The organism is Allokutzneria oryzae, from assembly GCF_042429765.1.
GTDB lineage: Bacteria > Actinomycetota > Actinomycetes > Mycobacteriales > Pseudonocardiaceae > Allokutzneria > Allokutzneria oryzae.
This window is the reverse complement of record NZ_JBHLZU010000012.1, coordinates 66,355-81,298: the sequence shown is the minus strand read 5'-3', so window position 1 is coordinate 81,298 and position 14,944 is coordinate 66,355. Positions and strand designations below refer to the sequence as shown.

Annotated in this window: 15 protein-coding genes; 13 read left to right on the top strand and 2 right to left on the bottom strand. The window is 69.0% G+C overall.

Annotation, left to right across the window (positions count from 1 at the left end; all coding sequences use genetic code 11):
* Window positions 1-245 precede the first annotated feature (245 nt).
* The 6 genes from ACFFQA_RS15905 to ACFFQA_RS15880 all read left to right on the top strand — a co-directional run bounded on the left by ACFFQA_RS15905 (window position 246) and on the right by ACFFQA_RS15880 (window position 7,305).
* Entirely contained in the window at window positions 246-869 is a 624-nt protein-coding gene (locus tag ACFFQA_RS15905; RefSeq protein ID WP_377852722.1) for a TetR/AcrR family transcriptional regulator, read from the top strand.
* Window positions 866-2,134, top strand: a complete 1,269-nt coding sequence (locus tag ACFFQA_RS15900; protein WP_377852721.1) for a glycosyltransferase — start codon at window positions 866-868, stop codon at window positions 2,132-2,134. Before ACFFQA_RS15905 ends, ACFFQA_RS15900 begins: the two co-directional genes overlap by 4 nt.
* Before the next feature lie 12 nt (window positions 2,135-2,146).
* Window positions 2,147-2,617: a DUF6653 family protein gene (locus ACFFQA_RS15895; RefSeq protein ID WP_377852720.1), complete on the top strand. Its 471-nt coding sequence runs from the start codon at window positions 2,147-2,149 to the stop codon at window positions 2,615-2,617.
* Window positions 2,618-2,915: 298 nt separating this feature from the next.
* Window positions 2,916-4,334, top strand: a complete 1,419-nt coding sequence (locus tag ACFFQA_RS15890) for an MBL fold metallo-hydrolase (RefSeq protein ID WP_377852719.1) — start codon at window positions 2,916-2,918, stop codon at window positions 4,332-4,334.
* Window positions 4,335-5,214: 880 nt separating this feature from the next.
* Window positions 5,215-6,018, top strand: a complete 804-nt coding sequence (locus ACFFQA_RS15885; protein ID WP_377852718.1) for a ribosome hibernation promotion factor — start codon at window positions 5,215-5,217, stop codon at window positions 6,016-6,018.
* A gap of 159 nt (window positions 6,019-6,177) precedes the next feature.
* Window positions 6,178-7,305 (top strand): CapA family protein, encoded by a 1,128-nt coding sequence (locus ACFFQA_RS15880; protein ID WP_377852717.1) that lies wholly within the window; start codon window positions 6,178-6,180, stop codon window positions 7,303-7,305.
* Window positions 7,306-7,426: 121 nt separating this feature from the next.
* Here the strand turns inward: ACFFQA_RS15880 and ACFFQA_RS15875 are convergent, their stop codons facing one another.
* Together ACFFQA_RS15875 and ACFFQA_RS15870 are read right to left on the bottom strand one after the other, a co-directional pair.
* A complete protein-coding gene (locus tag ACFFQA_RS15875; RefSeq protein ID WP_377852716.1) occupies window positions 7,427-7,660 on the bottom strand; it encodes a metallothionein in 234 nt (77 codons plus the stop codon).
* A 9-nt stretch (window positions 7,661-7,669) separates the two neighbouring features.
* A complete protein-coding gene (locus tag ACFFQA_RS15870) occupies window positions 7,670-8,089 on the bottom strand; it encodes a CBS domain-containing protein (protein WP_377852715.1) in 420 nt (139 codons plus the stop codon).
* A gap of 220 nt (window positions 8,090-8,309) precedes the next feature.
* Between ACFFQA_RS15870 and ACFFQA_RS15865 the strand changes: the two genes are divergently transcribed.
* The 7 genes from ACFFQA_RS15865 (at window position 8,310) to ACFFQA_RS15835 (ending at window position 14,944) form a co-directional block, all read left to right on the top strand.
* A complete protein-coding gene (locus ACFFQA_RS15865; RefSeq protein WP_377852714.1) occupies window positions 8,310-8,942 on the top strand; it encodes a DUF2267 domain-containing protein in 633 nt (210 codons plus the stop codon).
* 257 nt (window positions 8,943-9,199) lie between these two features.
* Window positions 9,200-9,604: an Hsp20/alpha crystallin family protein gene (locus ACFFQA_RS15860; protein ID WP_377852713.1), complete on the top strand. Its 405-nt coding sequence runs from the start codon at window positions 9,200-9,202 to the stop codon at window positions 9,602-9,604.
* A 95-nt stretch (window positions 9,605-9,699) separates the two neighbouring features.
* Complete coding sequence (acsA, locus tag ACFFQA_RS15855; RefSeq protein ID WP_377852712.1) at window positions 9,700-11,472, top strand: acetate--CoA ligase; 1,773 nt, start codon at window positions 9,700-9,702, stop codon at window positions 11,470-11,472.
* Complete coding sequence (pdhA, locus tag ACFFQA_RS15850; protein WP_377852711.1) at window positions 11,469-12,431, top strand: pyruvate dehydrogenase (acetyl-transferring) E1 component subunit alpha; 963 nt, start codon at window positions 11,469-11,471, stop codon at window positions 12,429-12,431. Before acsA ends, pdhA begins: the two co-directional genes overlap by 4 nt.
* Window positions 12,428-13,417, top strand: a complete 990-nt coding sequence (locus ACFFQA_RS15845; RefSeq protein WP_377852710.1) for an alpha-ketoacid dehydrogenase subunit beta — start codon at window positions 12,428-12,430, stop codon at window positions 13,415-13,417. The genes pdhA and ACFFQA_RS15845 overlap by 4 nt, the downstream gene beginning before the upstream one ends.
* A complete protein-coding gene (locus ACFFQA_RS15840) occupies window positions 13,410-14,708 on the top strand; it encodes a dihydrolipoamide acetyltransferase family protein (RefSeq protein ID WP_377852709.1) in 1,299 nt (432 codons plus the stop codon). The genes ACFFQA_RS15845 and ACFFQA_RS15840 overlap by 8 nt, the downstream gene beginning before the upstream one ends.
* A complete protein-coding gene (locus ACFFQA_RS15835; RefSeq protein WP_377852708.1) occupies window positions 14,705-14,944 on the top strand; it encodes a phosphopantetheine-binding protein in 240 nt (79 codons plus the stop codon). Before ACFFQA_RS15840 ends, ACFFQA_RS15835 begins: the two co-directional genes overlap by 4 nt.

Sequence of the window (14,944 nt, the reverse complement as noted above, 5' to 3'; positions counted from 1 at the left end):
CGGGGGGTGAGGGCGCGGGGGCGCGGGGGGGTGAGGTGGTGTTGGCACGTGTAGGACACGACCTCGGTAGGAGCTCAGGACGCGGGCGGCTCCTCGGGTGCAAGGTGGAGCGCCGCTGTCATGGCCGCTGCGCTCGAGGTTCGGTTTCCTCCTGTGCGCCGGCTTTGTCGCCGCAGGGAGATCTTGATGCGTTCTTTGCGGCCACGCACCCCCACGTGGCTGAACAAGCGTTTAGTATCCTGTTTATGCGTTCAGTTGATGACCTCACCGCGCGGGCACGGATCCGGGACGCCGCGTTGGAGCGCTTCGGCGCCGACGGGGTGGCCGGGACGAGCGTGCGGGCGATCGCGGCCGCCGCGGGTGTCTCGCCTGCCTTGGTGCTGCACCACTTCGGCTCCAAGGAGGGCTTGCGGCAGGCTTGTGACGAGCATGTGCTCGCGGCGATCCGCTCTGGCTCCGGCGATGGCGGGGTGATCGAGCCGGGCGCCCTTGGCGAGATGCTCAACGCCGCCACCCCGGTTCGGCGCTACCTCGGCCGGTCCCTGTTGGAGGGTTCCGAGGCCGCGACCGCGATGTTCACCGAGATCGTCGATGCCACGCAGCGGTGGCTGGCCGACGGCGAAGAGCAAGGCTGGGTCAAGCCCGCCACGGACGCACGAGCGCGTGCGGTGACCTACGTGGCCTGGTTGCTGGCTCCGCTGGTGCTCAGTGATCAGGTCGGCCGGTTGCTCGGTGGCGATGTCGCCGAGACCGAGACCTCGCTGCGGGGAGCGCGAGCCGGGCTGGAGATGTTGACCGGCGGGCTGTTCACCGACGACCGCTGGCTGTCCGCGTTCACCGCTGTCATCACGAAGGGACAAGGGGGATGAAGGCACTCCTTGTCACCCACGGCACGCGCGGCGACGTGCAGCCGTTCCTCGCGCTCGCCCTCGCCCTGCGCGCCGCGGGGCACGACGCTCGCCTAGCCGCTCCGGAATCCTTTGCCGCGCAAGCACACCAGCACGGTGTGGAGTTCGCCGCCTTGGATGAGGGGCCGAACCGGTTGCTGGACGACCCGGTCGTCCGTGAGGCCATCGGCAACGGATACCGAGGCTTGCGGGGCAAGATCAGTGCCGTGCGCACGGCGCGGCGGATCAAGCCGTTGATGGCCGCTGTGCTGCACGATCTGGGCCTCGCTGCCCGCGACGGCGCGGACGTGGTGGTGCACTCGCCGACGCTTCCCGCACAGCACGTCGCGGAGATGCTCGGCGTGCCCGGCGTGCTCGCGACGTTGCAGCCCGGGTGGGTACCGAGTTCGCGATTCCCGTGCCCGATGCTGCCGCTGCCACGAGTGCCGAAGGTGTTCAACCGCGCCACGTATCTGGCTGTCTCGGCCACGTTGCGCGCCCACTCCGGTGTCGCGAACACCTGGCGCGCCACCGAACTCGGCTTGCCGGTTCGGCGGAACGGACATGACGTGCTGCATGACGCCGACGGCGCGCATCGCTTGGTGTTGCAGGCATTCAGCACCCATGTGACGCAGGTCGACCCGGAGTGGCCGGATGCGGTGCGCACCAAAGGGTTCTGGTTCCTGCCCGCCGCTGACTCGTGGTCGCCCTCGGAACGGCTGACTCGGTTCCTCGACGCCGGACCGCCCCCTGTCTACATCGGGTTCGGCAGCATGGCCGGGCCGCAGGCGGGCAGAACAGGTGCGGTTGTCGCCGAGGCCGTGCGCCGTGCCGGGGTTCGTGCCGTGCTGGCGACCGGGTGGGGCGGTATCGGCGAGGCCGAGTCCTCGGATGAGGTCCTGGTGATTGACCAAGCGCCCCATGACTGGTTGTTCCCCCGTACGGCCGCGGTGGTGCATCACGGCGGGGGTGGCACCACTGCCGCTGCGCTGGCGGCAGGACGCCCGCAGATCGTGTGCCCATTTGTGGCTGATCAGCCGCATTGGGCGCAGCGCATGCACGCCGTCGGAGTCGCGCCCGCGCCAGTGCGCCAGCAGCAGCTCACCGTCGAGCGACTGGCCACCGCGATCACCGAAGCCGTCTCCAGCCCCGCGATGCGCGAGAACGCCGCAGCTCTCGGTGCCGCAATCCGCGCGGAGGACGGCGCGGTGGCCGCTGTGCGGGCGCTGGAAGAACACCTGAGCTGACAGGAGATCACCATGGGCATCGCGAAGACCATCGCCGGACTGTTCCGGATGAACGACGACGCCTGGAAGCGGCACGCCAACCCGTGGAGCGTGTGGACCCGCTTCGCCGCTGTTCCGGCCATGCTGCTGGCGATCTGGAGCCGAACCTGGATCGGCTGGTGGAGCCTGCTCCCGATCGCGGCGGTGATCATCTGGTTGTTCGTCAACCCCTCCGCCTTCCCGCCAGTGGGACCCGACTCCTGGGCCGCCCGGGGGATCTACGGCGAACGCGCCTGGGTCCGCGAGGGCAACCGGGTACCCGCCGACCACCGGCGGATCATGCGGCTGCTGGTCGCCGTGGGGCTGTGCGGGTTCGCCCTGATCGTGTGGGGCCTGGTCGCGCTCCAGGGGTGGCCGACCGTGTTCGGCGCCACCGTGGTGATCCTGGCGCAGCTGTGGCGCATCGACCGCTTCGGCTGGCTGTGGGAGCGCCTCTCCCACTGATCGTCATTCACGTCACCGGTCCAGGCAAACCGTGTGCTGCGGGGAGAACTGTGGGCAGAGGTGTGAGCGCCAATGCTTATCGCCGCAAGCAAAAGGTTCACTCAATTCACTCGAACTTCGCATGTCAACAATCTGTCCCGGACCGTAACTTGAGGTTGGGGTATCGCATCGGAATCGGCGTCGTCGCATAGCTGTGGCCCTTTCCTTCGACGTCACTGCCCCTCAAGTTCTGATGTCCGGCGGCGATGTGGCGCGGAGTCGGTGAGAGCGGGAACAGCGAACGAAGAGAGGCGCTGCCGTGTTCGATATCAAGGTGATCGAAACGTCATCCTTGGGAGATCGCAGCTATCTGGCCACCGACGGGACAGTGGCGGTGGTGGTCGATCCGCAGCGTGATGTCGATCGGTTCTTGGCGGTCGCGGGCCGCCTGGGGGTGCCGATCACGCATGTGGCCGAGACGCATCTGCACAACGACTACGTCTCCGGCGGACTGGAACTGGCTCGCCTGACCGGAGCGACCTATCTCGTTGTGGCGGCCGAGGACGTGGCCTTCGAGCGCGTCGGTGTCAGCGACGGTGATGTGATCGAGGTGTCGCCGCGGATGCGGCTGCGGGTGGTGGCTACCCCTGGGCACACGTTCCACCACCTGTCGTACGTGCTTGAGGACCCCCAGGGGCCGGTCGGGGTGTTCACCGGCGGTTCGCTGTTGTTCGGAACGACCGGACGGACCGACCTGCTGGGCAGCGAGCACACCGTGGAGCTCGCCCGTGCGCAGTACGCCTCGGTCCGGACACTGGGAGAGTTGCTGCCCGATGGGACCCAGGTCTGGCCCACGCACGGGTTCGGCAGTTTCTGCGCGGTCGGCCAGGTCAGTGGCGATGCGTCCACGATCGGCCAGCAGCGAGCGGTCAACCCCGTGTTCCGGCTGGCGCGAGATGAGTTCGTCAAGCAGACCCTGGCGGGAATGGGCGACTATCCGGCGTACTACGTGCACATGGGAGTCATCAACGCCGCCGGCCCCGCCCCGGTGGACCTGCGCCCGGCGCGCCGCATCGACAAGGATGAGTTGGCCGGTCGGCTGCGCCGCGGTGAGTGGGTGGTTGACCTGCGGGCCCGTAAGGCCTACTTCGCCTCGCACCTGGCCGGCACGATCAGCCTCGGGTTGGACGGTCCGATGGCGACCTGGGTGGGCTGGCTGATCGACTGGGGCGCCCCGATCACGTTGGTGGGCGAGACCGGCGAGCAGATCGCCCGGGCGCAGCGGGAGTTGGTGCGCATCGGCATCGACCGGGTCGCAGGCGCGGCTGTCGGATCTCCGGAGCGGATGGCCGCCGACCCGACGCAGGTGGAAAGCGTTCCCGCGGCGAGTTTCCGCGATCTGGCGGCCGTGCTGTCCGGGGCTCCGCCAGCGGATCTGCCGCCCGCCGATGTCGTGCTGGACGTACGATTCGACATCGAATGGAACACGTCACACATTTCCTGTGCGGTGCACATTCCGCTGCCCGAACTGTCGAAGCGAGTCGCGGATGTTCCGTCGGGGACGGTGTGGGTGCATTGCGCCAGCGGCTATCGCGCCACTGCGGGAGCCAGCCTGCTCGCCCGCGCCGGACGCTCTGTGGTCGTTATCAACGACGTCTACGACAATGCCGCACGCGCGGGTGTTCCGCTGACAATTAACGCGAACGATCCGGGCATTCAGCTCGTGCCCGATTGCTGACGGCGGCCCGGGGGCCGCACGAAGAACGCTCGCGGTCCTCAGGAGCCCTGATCGGCGTTCTGACTTTCACCTGGTGCGCCTCAACGTCCTGCGGCACAACGGCTTCCGCCGGGTGAGATGGGTGGCCCGCCGCCGACCTGTGCGACGAACGTCCTAACGAGACAGTCGTTGACGTCGCAGTGGAATCGGTACACCTCGTGCCACGTCGTGATTCTAGTCATGAAGGTTTCAGGGAAGACTGAATTCAATAGGTTGCTCGGTGGCTCGCCAGGTGCCGTCCGCACAGCCAGCAACAACAACGCCCAGACGCCAGGGAAAAGATCCGCCGGGTGCCGGGCTGGCGAGTCCGGCCAAGCGCACAGTGATGAACCCGTGTTTCGGCCGGGAAGCGGTGCCGGAACGCGGAGACACTCGGCGCCTGCCGAACCTCATGCCCCGGGTTGGCGTCGCCCCCGTGCCCGTGCCCGTGCCCGTGCCCGTGCCCGTGCCCCGTGTCTCGTGTGCGCGTGGGCTGGCTGGCGTGGTCGGGGTTTTCGCGTTTTGTCACCTTGTTGTGCAAAAGAGCGCTCCCATTTCGCATTTAGGTGACAAAACGCGAAATGAGGCACGGGGCGGGGCGATAGGGGCGAGAGGGGTGAGGGGGTGAGGGCGCCAGGGGGTGGTGAAGGAGAGCGGGTGAGGGCGCCAGGGGGCGGTGAGGTGGTGTGGGAGGGGGTGAAGGGGAGAGAGTGTTGCCGCGTGCGGGACGCGGGCTGGGTGCAGGGTCTGCCAGCTAGGCGGTGTTGAGGTCCGTGCGGCCGCTCATCTTCTTTCGTCGTCCCCTCGAAGCGGGTGTCTTTCGACCCTGGCAAGGCATGGTGGACCGCCGTACCACAGGGCCATGACCTCTTCCACACCTGCTGGCATCCGGATAACGATCGACGAGAACGTCCTGCCGGGAACCGCCGACTACGCCCGGGACAAGATCGGCGCGCTGCTCCACCTCGCCCATCGCCCGGTGCTGTTCGCGAGGGTCAGGGTGTCGCGGCACGGTGATCCGGCCGTGTCGCGTCCCGTGGTGGCGCAGGCCAACCTCGACGTCAACGGCCGGCTGGTCCGTGCTCAGGCTGTGGGGGAGAGCTCGTGGGAGGCGGTCGACCGGCTTGAGGCACGCCTGCGGCACCGCCTGGAACGGGTCGCCCGGCACTGGGAGGCGCACCCCGGTGGGAGGCGCTCACCTGAGCCGCACGAGTGGCGGCATGAGTTCGAGCCCACTCACCGCCACCGCTGGTTCCCGCGCCCGGAGGGGGAGCGCGAGATCATGAGGCACAAGTCGTTCACCCTGCCGCGCTGCACAATCGATGACGCGGCGCTCGACATGGGGATGCTGGACTACGACTTCCACCTGTTCACCGAGGTCGGTACCGGTCAGGACAGCGTGCTCTACCGCGCAGGCGCGACCGGTTACCGGCTGGCGCAGCTGACTCCACCCGGGCCGCACGAGCTTTCCCCGTTCCAGCTCCCGCTGACCGTCAGCACCCAGCCGGCGCCCGCACTGACCACAGGCGAGGCTGTAGCACGGCTCAACCTGCTCGGGCAGCCGTTCCTGTTCTTCCTGGACGCTGATCGTGGTCGCGGCGCGGTGCTCTACCACCGCTACGACGGGCATTACGGACTCATCACGCCCGCTGATGAGGAGTCGTGAGCGAGCGGATGAGCTTCGCCGGACGAGGACGTTCGCCTCTGGCTCGGACTCCGGTCGCCAGGTCCACTGCCAGCATGGGCACGAACTGCACGGCAGAGCCGGAGGCGGTCGCGCCGCAGGGGCAAGCCGACGATGTACGGCCCTGCTCGGTGGTGCTCGATGTCTGAGCCCACGACCACGCGCACCAGCGTGACGGTCTTCCTCTGCGGCGACGTCATGACCGGGCGCGGCCTCGACCAGATCCTCCCGCACCCCGGCGATCCCACCCTGCACGAGCCGGTCATGTCGGACGCTCGCGCCTACGTGACGCTCGCCGAGCAGGTCAGCGGCCCGATCGCGAGACCTGTCGGCTTCGGCTGGCCGTGGGGGGACGCGCTCTCGGTGTTCGACGAGCACACGCCCGACCTCCGAGTTCTCAACCTGGAGACCTGCGTCACCGGCGACGGCACGTTCGCGAAGGGCAAGGCCGTCCACTACCGGATGCACCCCGGCAACCTCGCGTGCCTGACCGTCGCCCGGCCCGACGTGTGCGTCCTGGCCAACAACCACGTCCTCGACTTCGGGAGCAGGGGACTCGCCGACACCCTCACCGAGCTGACCAAGGCCGGGATCCGCCGAGTGGGCGCAGGGCTCGATGCCGCACAGGCGCACAGCCCGGCGTCGCTGGCCCTCCTCGGTGGCACGCGGGTGGTGATCGCAGCGGGCGGAACGGAGTCCAGCGGCGTCCCGCGCCAATGGGCCGCGACGCGGGACGGGCCGGGCGTGGCCTTCGTGCCCGACCTGTCCAACCGCAGTGCCGAAGCCATCGCGGAGCGGACGCTGGCGCTGAAGCGCCCGGGCGACATCGCGATCGCCTCCCTGCACTGGGGCTCCAACTGGGGGTACTACGTCGAACCAGGCCAGGTTCGCTTCGCGCACCGGCTGGTCGACGCCGGCGTCGACCTCGTGCACGGGCACTCTTCGCACCACCCGCGGTCGATCGAGGTCTATCGCGGCAAACTGATCCTGTACGGCTGCGGGGACCTGATCAACGACTACGAAGGCATCAAGGGCTTCGAGGCCTACCGAGGCGAGCTGCGGTTGCTGTACTTCGCCACGCTCGACCCCGACAACGGCAAGCTCCTCGCCCTGCGCATGGTGCCCGTGCGAACCGAGAAGATGCGCCTCCGACGCGTCTCGTGGGACGACGCCGAATGGCTGCGCTCCGCGCTCGAACACATCAGCCTGCGGTTCGCGACCCGAGTCCACATCGAGGCCAACGGCACGCTCGTCGTCCGTGCCAGGTGATCAGCGCGGCGTCTCGCGAACTCGCGGTCGTGCCCGGTGCCACCCGACTGCGTCCACCGTGGCCAACCCGACGAGCACTACGGCGCGAGACCGCCGCGCTGGCTGGTGAAAGCCGGCACGTCTACACGCGGTCGCGGATCCCGACCACGTTCGCGGCGGTGGCGCAATGGGCGCAGCAGTAGACCGTGTCGCCGGATTCGACGCCGTGCCCGATCACCCTGCACCCGCACTGGGCACACGTGGGCGCAAGCCGGTGCGCCGCGCATTCGAAGCTGTCGAAGACATGGGAGTCTCCGTTGACGATGACTTGGAACGCCTTGTCGTAGTCGTTGCCACAGACCTCGCACAGTGCCACGGCTGCTCCTCAACGGGTCGCGCAGATGGCTTCGACGAAGCGGCCGAGCGTGGCTTCTGGCAGATGCCTGGCGAGGTCGGCTTCGCTGATCATGCCGACTAGTCGGTGGCCGTCGAGGACCGGGATGCGTCGGATCCGGTGTTCCTCCATCACATCGAGCACGTCGTCGATCTGGGTGTCCGTGTGCACGAGGTGGGGAACGCCCTGTGCCAGCTCGCCCGCGGTCGTCGTGCGCGGGTCCCCGCCGGTGGCGATGCATTTGATCACGATGTCGCGATCGGTGATGATGCCGTGCAGGCGGTCGTCGTCACCGCAGATCGGCAGCGCGCCGACGTCGAGATCGCGCATTCGCTGCGCCGCGGCTTGCAGGGTGTCGTGCTCTCCGATGCAGGTAGCGCCCACGTGCATGATGTCTCTTGCGGTTGTCATCCTGGCCTCCTGTCCGTGATTCGGCGGGGAGACTTCGCAGGGTGCACTCGCCACTGTGGTCAGATGAAGAGTCGAAGGTCCTCGGTCCGGCGGTCGGCGCCGCGATTCGTTGCGAATGCCTTCGTCGCCCGCGTTCTCCATTGAGGCCTTTGGTCCCTGTCGGGTGATCTGCCGCAGGACGAGTCTGGAAAGCCCTACCAGATCCCACAAGGAGGGCGCGATGACGCATGAGCCCGATCCGTTCTCTGCGGCGCATCAGACAGCTCATGATTGGTTGTCCACGATCGCGCACCACCTGGGCACCGAGGATCGTCACTACGCCTTCCGCGTGCTGCGGGCCTGGTTGCACCTCGTGCGCGACCGGCTCACCGTCGACAGCGCGGCGCATTTCGCCGCCCAGCTGCCCGAGCTGCTGCGCGGGGTCTTCTACAGCGGCTGGGCGCCCAGCAGGGTGCCCGTCCGCTACGACGCCTCCTGGTTCACCAACCTGTTCGCCCACACGGCCAACATCAGCCCGGCCGACGTCCCGGCCGCCGCGGGTGCGGTCTCCGCGGGGCTGAACGCGCTGTGCTCACCAGGCCAGCTCGACCATGTCTTCGCCTTGATGCCGGCGAGCTTGCGTGGCGAGCTGGAGGGCGAAGCCGCCGCTCCGGAGGCCCCGCCGCCCGCCACTGCGGAGCGCCGCCGCCTCGACGTGCTTGAGGACAAGGTGCAGGCACTGGTCGATGCCGTGGGCGTGCTCGTCCGTGGCCTGGAACAGCTCCCGGCCAGCGAACCCCTGGCCGACCGCACCGCCAAGGCCGCGCAGGAAGCGCACCGCATCCTCATGGCGCAGGCCACGGCGCGGACGTAGCACACACAAGGCCCGACCGAGTGCGGCGCTTCCGCTGGAGAGGACTGCGCGAAAGTCAGCCTGCGCCAACACTTCCAAGGACGCGCCTCGATCCAACCCGTCCACTGTGGATTGTCGTTTCCCTCCTTGGTCCGGTCACCCAGCGCCGCATCGGGGCTTTGGTCCCTGACTGGTAGGGACGAGCCTCCCTGTGTTTCCAGGGGGACAAGGCGTTCTGTGGAGGTGTCGGAGCACAACTGCCGCAAAGGGGGCAACAGATGACGACGCTGGTTCCACGCGGATCCCGGGTGCCGGAGGTCTTCCACTGGCTCAAGACCGGGTTCCCCTTCGGGCTGTTCGCCGATCGCCAATGGCTTCGCCTGGAGGACTGCGTCATGGATGACAAGTACGTCCTGCGCGCCGAGTTGCCTGGCATGAACCCGGACGACATCAAGGTCACCATCAAGGGTGGCGAGCTGAGCATCGAGGCGGAGCGGTCCGACGAGCGGATGGAGAAGACGCGCAGCGAGTTTCGCTACGGCGCGGTGAAGCGCACCATCAGCCTGCCGCCGAGCGTCGACCCGTCCGCCATCGAGGCGCACTACAACGCCGGAATCCTCGAAGTGAGGATGCCCAGGAGAGACATCGACGAAGCGCACCGGATCCCGGTCGCGAAGACATAGACGATGCGACAGCGCCAGCAGGACACGAAGGGCCGCGCGCTCCCGAACGGACGTCGGCCCTGACCCGCCGCGCGCACCGTGGGTGGAGGCAGGCAGTGGGCTGGGAACCGATTCACAAGGACAGGGCCGGGACGGTCACGTCGAATCTCGCTGACTACGAACGGACCTGTGCGGAGTTCTCCTGGGCCGCGGCACGGCGTGAGCTGAGCGGGCTGCCGGGCGGACGCGGGCTGAACATCGCCCACGAAGCGGTGGACCGCCACGCGGAAGGCGACCGCGGCGAGCACGTGGCTCTGCGCTGCCGTGGCCGGAACGGGCGGGTCACCGACGTCACGTACGCCGAGTTGCGCCGCGCCACCAACAGGTTCGCCAACGTTCTGCGCGGTCTCGGTGTCGGCAAGGGGGATCGGGTCTGCACCCTGCTCGGCCGCGTTCCCGAGTTGTACGTCACGGCGTTGGGAACGCTGAAGAACACGAGCGTGTACACGCCGTTGTTCTCCGCGTTCGGGCCCGAGCCGATACGCCAACGGCTCCGGCTGGGTGATGTCCAAGTGCTGGTCACCACCCCGGAGTTGTACCGGCGTCGGGTCGCCGCCGTGCGTGACAGCCTCCCGGCTCTGCGCCATGTGCTCCTGGTCGGCGAAGGGGACAAGCCGCTGGGCACCACCGATTTGGCCTCGGCGATGGCCGGGGCCTCCGACGAGTTCACGATTCCTCCGACCGCGCCGGAGGACATGGCACTGCTGCACTTCACCAGCGGGACCACCGGTGCGCCCAAGGGGGCCATCCACGTGCACGCGGCGGTGATCGCCCATCATGCGACAGCGGCACTCGCACTCGACCTGCGGTCGGAAGACATCTTCTGGTGCACTGCCGACCCCGGCTGGGTCACGGGCACCTCCTACGGCATCATCGCACCGCTCAGCCACGGGCTCACCTCGATCGTGGACGCCGCGGACTTCGACGCGCGGAACTGGTACCGCGTGCTGGAGGGGCAGCGGGTGACGGTCTGGTACACCGCGCCCACCGCGCTGCGCATGCTGATGCGACAGGGTGCCGAGCTCGCCGAGCGGTACGACCTGTCCGCGCTGCGGCACATCGCCAGTGTCGGTGAGCCCCTGAACCCGGAGGTGGTCGTCTGGGGCGAACGCGCATTCGGGCTGCCGGTTCACGACACCTGGTGGCAGACCGAGACCGGCGCGATCATGATCGCCAACTACGCGTCGGCGGAGATCCGCCCCGGGTCGATGGGCAGGCCGGTGCCGGGGGTCGATGCCGCACTGCTGGAACGCGACGCGAGTGGCCGGGTCCGCAGGACCGGGGGCCGGGTGCACGAGGTCGGTCGGCCGGAGGAGGTCGGCGAGCTCGCGCTGCGGCCCGGCTGGCCGTCGATGTTCCGCGGCTACCTGCACGACGAACAGCGGTACGCGCAGTCCTTTGTAGACGGTTGGTACGTCAGCGGGGATCTGGCCCGCCGGGACGAGGACGGTTACTACTGGTTCGTCGGCCGGGCCGACGACGTGATCAAGTCGGCCGGTCACCTGGTGGGCCCGTTCGAGGTGGAGAGCGCCTTGATGGAGCATCCCGCGGTGGCCGAGGCCGGCGTGATCGGCAAACCCGACCCGGTGGCAGGAGAGGTCGTCAAGGCCTTCATCACCCTGCGCCCCGGGTTCGAACCGACCGACGACCTGCGCGCCGAGCTGATCGCGTTCGGACGGCGGCGCCTGGGCGCGGTGGCGCCCAAGGACATCGCGTTCGAACAGCACATGCCGCACACCCGCAGCGGCAAGGTGATGCGCAGGCTGCTGAAGGCGCGCGAGCTCGGCCTGCCGGAAGGCGACACGTCCACCCTGGAGGTGACCGGATGAGCGCTGAGCCCCGTGCCGCGCTGCTGCGCGAGATGGTGCGCATCCGCAGGTTCGAGGACAAGTGCGCGGAGCTGTACAGCGCGGCGAAGATCCGGGGGTTCCTGCACCTCTACGTCGGCGAGGAAGCCGTCGCGGTGGGTGTGCTCGCACGGTTGCGGCCCGACGACGCCGTGGTGTCGACCTATCGCGATCACGGTCACGCGCTGGCACGTGGTGTCCCGATGGCCGCGGTGATGGCCGAGATGCACGGCAAGGTGAGCGGGTGCAGCCGGGGCCGTGGCGGCTCGATGCACCTGTTCGACGCCGAACACCGCTTCTACGGCGGCAACGCGATCGTCGGCGGTGGTCTGCCGGTCGCCGTGGGGCTCGCGCTGAGCGACGCGATGCGCGGCCACGACCGGATCACCGCGTGCTTCTTCGGTGACGGAGCGGTGGCCGAAGGCGAGTTCCACGAGTGCATGAACCTGGCCGCGCTCTGGAAGTTGCCCGTGCTGTTCTGCTGCGAGAACAACCTCTACGCCATGGGAACCGCGCTGAGCAAGGCTCAGGCCGAGACGGACCTGGCACTGCGGGCGGCCTCGTACGGCATGGCGTCCTGGCCGGTTGACGGGATGGACGTGCTCGCCGTCCGGGCGGCGACCGAGCGGGCCACGCAGGTCATCAGAGGTGGAGGCGGCCCGTGCTTCCTGGAGCTCCACACCTACCGGTTCCGCGCGCACTCCATGTACGACCCGGAGCGCTACCGGGACAAGTCCGAGGTCGAGCGGTGGAAGCGGCACGACCCGATCGACCGGCTCGCCGAGGCGATGCGCGCCGACGGTGAGCTCACCGACGCCGCTGTCGAGGAGCTGGAGCGAGCGGTTGACGAGGAGATCGCCCACGCGGTCGACTTCGCGGAGTCCGCCCCCGTGGAACCGGTCGAGGACCTCACCAGGTTCGTCTACGCGGAGCGGCCATGAGCACCACGCGGACCACCTACCGGGAGGCGTTGCGCGAGGCTCACCGGGAGGCGCTGCGCAAGGACGACAGGGTCTTCCTGATGGGCGAGGACGTGGGCAGCTACGGCGGTTGCTACGCGGTGAGCCTCGGCCTGCTGGAGGAGTTCGGACCGGAACGCGTCCGCGACACCCCGTTGTCGGAGTCGGCCTTCGTCGGCGCCGGTGTCGGCGCCGCACTCGCAGGCATGCGCCCCATCGTGGAGATCATGACGGTCAACTTCAGCCTGCTGGCACTGGACCAGATCCTCAACAACGCCGCGACGCTGCGGCACATGTCCGGCGGGCAGGTCGGCGTCCCGCTGGTCATCCGGATGACCACCGGGGCGGGCAGGCAGCTGGCGGCTCAGCACTCGCACAGCCTGGAAGGGTGGTACGCGCACATCCCCGGCCTGCGAGTGCTGGCCCCGGCCACCGTCCAGGACGCGCGGGGCATGCTGTGGACGGCGCTGTGCGACCCGGACCCGGTTGTGCTCTTCGAGCACAGCTCGCTGTACAACGCCTCCGGAACGCTCGACGACGAGGTCGGTCCGGTCGACATCGACCGAGCAGTGGTGCGCAGGCCCGGCGACGACCTCACCCTGATCGCCTACGGCGGAACGCTCGCCACCGCGCTGGCCGCCGCCGACGAACTGGCGTCGCAGGGGATCAGAGCCGACGTGATCGACCTGCGCTCGCTGCGCCCGCTGGACGACAGGACCGTTCTCGACTCCGTGCACCGCACGAACCGCGCCGTGATCGTTGCCGAGGAGTGGCGCAGTGGCGGCCTGGCCGCGGAGGTCAGCGCGCGCATCACCGAGCGGGCGTTCTTCGACCTCGACGCCCCGATCGAGCGCGTGTGCGGCGCCGAGGTGCCGATCCCGTACGCCAAGCACCTCGAAGAAGCGGCACTGCCGCGTGCGGCCGATGTCGTCGCCGCGGCCGTGAGGGTGGTGCGCGGCGATGGCTGAGTTCCGGATGCCCTCACTGGGCGCCGACATGGACGAGGGAACACTCCTGGAGTGGTTGGTCAAACCGGGCGACGCCGTCCACAAAGGAGACATCGTCGCCGTGGTCGACACCGCGAAGTCGGCGGTCGAAGTGGAGTGCTTCGACACCGGAGTGATCGAAGAGATCCTTGTGCGGCCGGGAGAAGTGGTTCCGGTGGGCACCCTGCTCGCGACGATCAGCACCGGTGCTGGACCCACCGGCGCGCCCGCCGCCGCTGCCGAACCGACCGAACCCGCGCCACGACCGGACGAACGGCCGAAACCGCTCGCCGGGCCCCTGGTGCGCAAGCTGGCGGATCAGCTCGGTGTCGATCTCACCACGGTGCGCGGCACCGGCAAGGGCGCGGGTATCACCCGCGCCGATGTGCAGCGCGCGGCTGGCTCGCGCGAAGCAGAACCGCCCACCGCGGTGCGACCCCGGGTCACGCCGTACGCGCGACGGCTGGCCAAGGAACTCGGTGTCGACCTGGCGCGGGTGGTCGCAGCCGGCGCCGACGGAGTGGTTCGCGTGGCCGATGTCCGCAGCGCGGCCGAGCCTCCTGCTCCCGCTCAGCGGGAGCAGGCGGCTCCGACTGCCGCAGCCGGTCGTGTCGAGGCGATGCGGGCGACCACCGCGCGTCTGATGGCGCGGTCCAAGCGCGAGATCCCGCACTACTACCTGAGCACGACGATCGACATGACGACCGCGATGGCGTGGCTACGCGAGGTCAACCGCGAACTGCCCGTCGAGGAGCGCGTCCTGCCCGTGGCCCTGATGCTGAAGGCTTGCGCTGTCGCCGCGCGACGGGTGCCGCAGCTCAACGGCTTCTGGATCGACGACCACTTCGAGCCCGCCACCGCCGTCCACATCGGCGTCGCGGTCTCCCTGCGAGGTGGCGGCCTGGTCACCCCCGCGATCACCGACACCGCCGACCTCGCACCGGCCGACCTGATGGACCGGCTTCGCGACCTGGTCGCGCGGGCGCGGGCGGGACGGTTGCGGGCCAGCGAGCTGACCTCGGCCACCATCACCGTGACCAACCTCGGTGACCGCGGTGTGGAGTCCGTCCTCGGCGTGATCTACCCGCCGCAGGTGGCCCTGGTGGGCCTGGGCAAAGTGCTCGATCGGCCGTGGGCGGTGGGCGGCATGCTCGGGGCTCGCCCGGTGGTGACCGCGACGCTGTCGGCCGACCACCGGGCGACGGACGGCCACGTGGGCGCGCGGTTCCTGGAGAACGTCGACCACTCGCTCAACCACCCGGAGGAGCTATGACGCCGGAGCAAGCCCGCACCGCGGTCAGCGAGTCGCTGCTGCGGGTGGCGCCGGAGGCGGAGCTGGACAGGCTCGGCTGGGAGGAGGACCTCAGGGAGGCCCTGGATCTCGACTCGCTGGATTTCCAGGCGTTCCTCGCGGAGCTGAGCGCGCGCTCGGGCCACCGGATCGACGAGGAGGACTACGGCCGACTCAGCTCGATGGCCGGATGCGTGCGGTTCCTCACCGGGAGGTGA

What these genes read in the sequence shown, in the direction of transcription:
- ACFFQA_RS15900 (WP_377852721.1), top strand. Translation starts at nt 866, where the DNA reads ATGAAGGCACTCCTTGTCACCCACGGCACGCGCGGCGACGTGCAGCCG.
- ACFFQA_RS15860 (WP_377852713.1), top strand. Translation starts at nt 9,200, where the DNA reads ATGACGACGCTGGTTCCACGCGGATCCCGGGTGCCGGAGGTCTTCCAC.
- ACFFQA_RS15835 (WP_377852708.1), top strand. Translation starts at nt 14,705, where the DNA reads ATGACGCCGGAGCAAGCCCGCACCGCGGTCAGCGAGTCGCTGCTGCGG.
- ACFFQA_RS15840 (WP_377852709.1), top strand. Translation starts at nt 13,410, where the DNA reads ATGGCTGAGTTCCGGATGCCCTCACTGGGCGCCGACATGGACGAGGGA.
- ACFFQA_RS15865 (WP_377852714.1), top strand. Translation starts at nt 8,310, where the DNA reads ATGACGCATGAGCCCGATCCGTTCTCTGCGGCGCATCAGACAGCTCAT.
- ACFFQA_RS15845 (WP_377852710.1), top strand. Translation starts at nt 12,428, where the DNA reads ATGAGCACCACGCGGACCACCTACCGGGAGGCGTTGCGCGAGGCTCAC.
- ACFFQA_RS15880 (WP_377852717.1), top strand. Translation starts at nt 6,178, where the DNA reads ATGTCTGAGCCCACGACCACGCGCACCAGCGTGACGGTCTTCCTCTGC.
- ACFFQA_RS15905 (WP_377852722.1), top strand. Translation starts at nt 246, where the DNA reads ATGCGTTCAGTTGATGACCTCACCGCGCGGGCACGGATCCGGGACGCC.
- pdhA (WP_377852711.1), top strand. Translation starts at nt 11,469, where the DNA reads ATGAGCGCTGAGCCCCGTGCCGCGCTGCTGCGCGAGATGGTGCGCATC.
- ACFFQA_RS15885 (WP_377852718.1), top strand. Translation starts at nt 5,215, where the DNA reads ATGACCTCTTCCACACCTGCTGGCATCCGGATAACGATCGACGAGAAC.
- ACFFQA_RS15895 (WP_377852720.1), top strand. Translation starts at nt 2,147, where the DNA reads ATGGGCATCGCGAAGACCATCGCCGGACTGTTCCGGATGAACGACGAC.
- ACFFQA_RS15870 (WP_377852715.1), bottom strand. Translation starts at nt 8,089, where the DNA reads ATGACAACCGCAAGAGACATCATGCACGTGGGCGCTACCTGCATCGGA.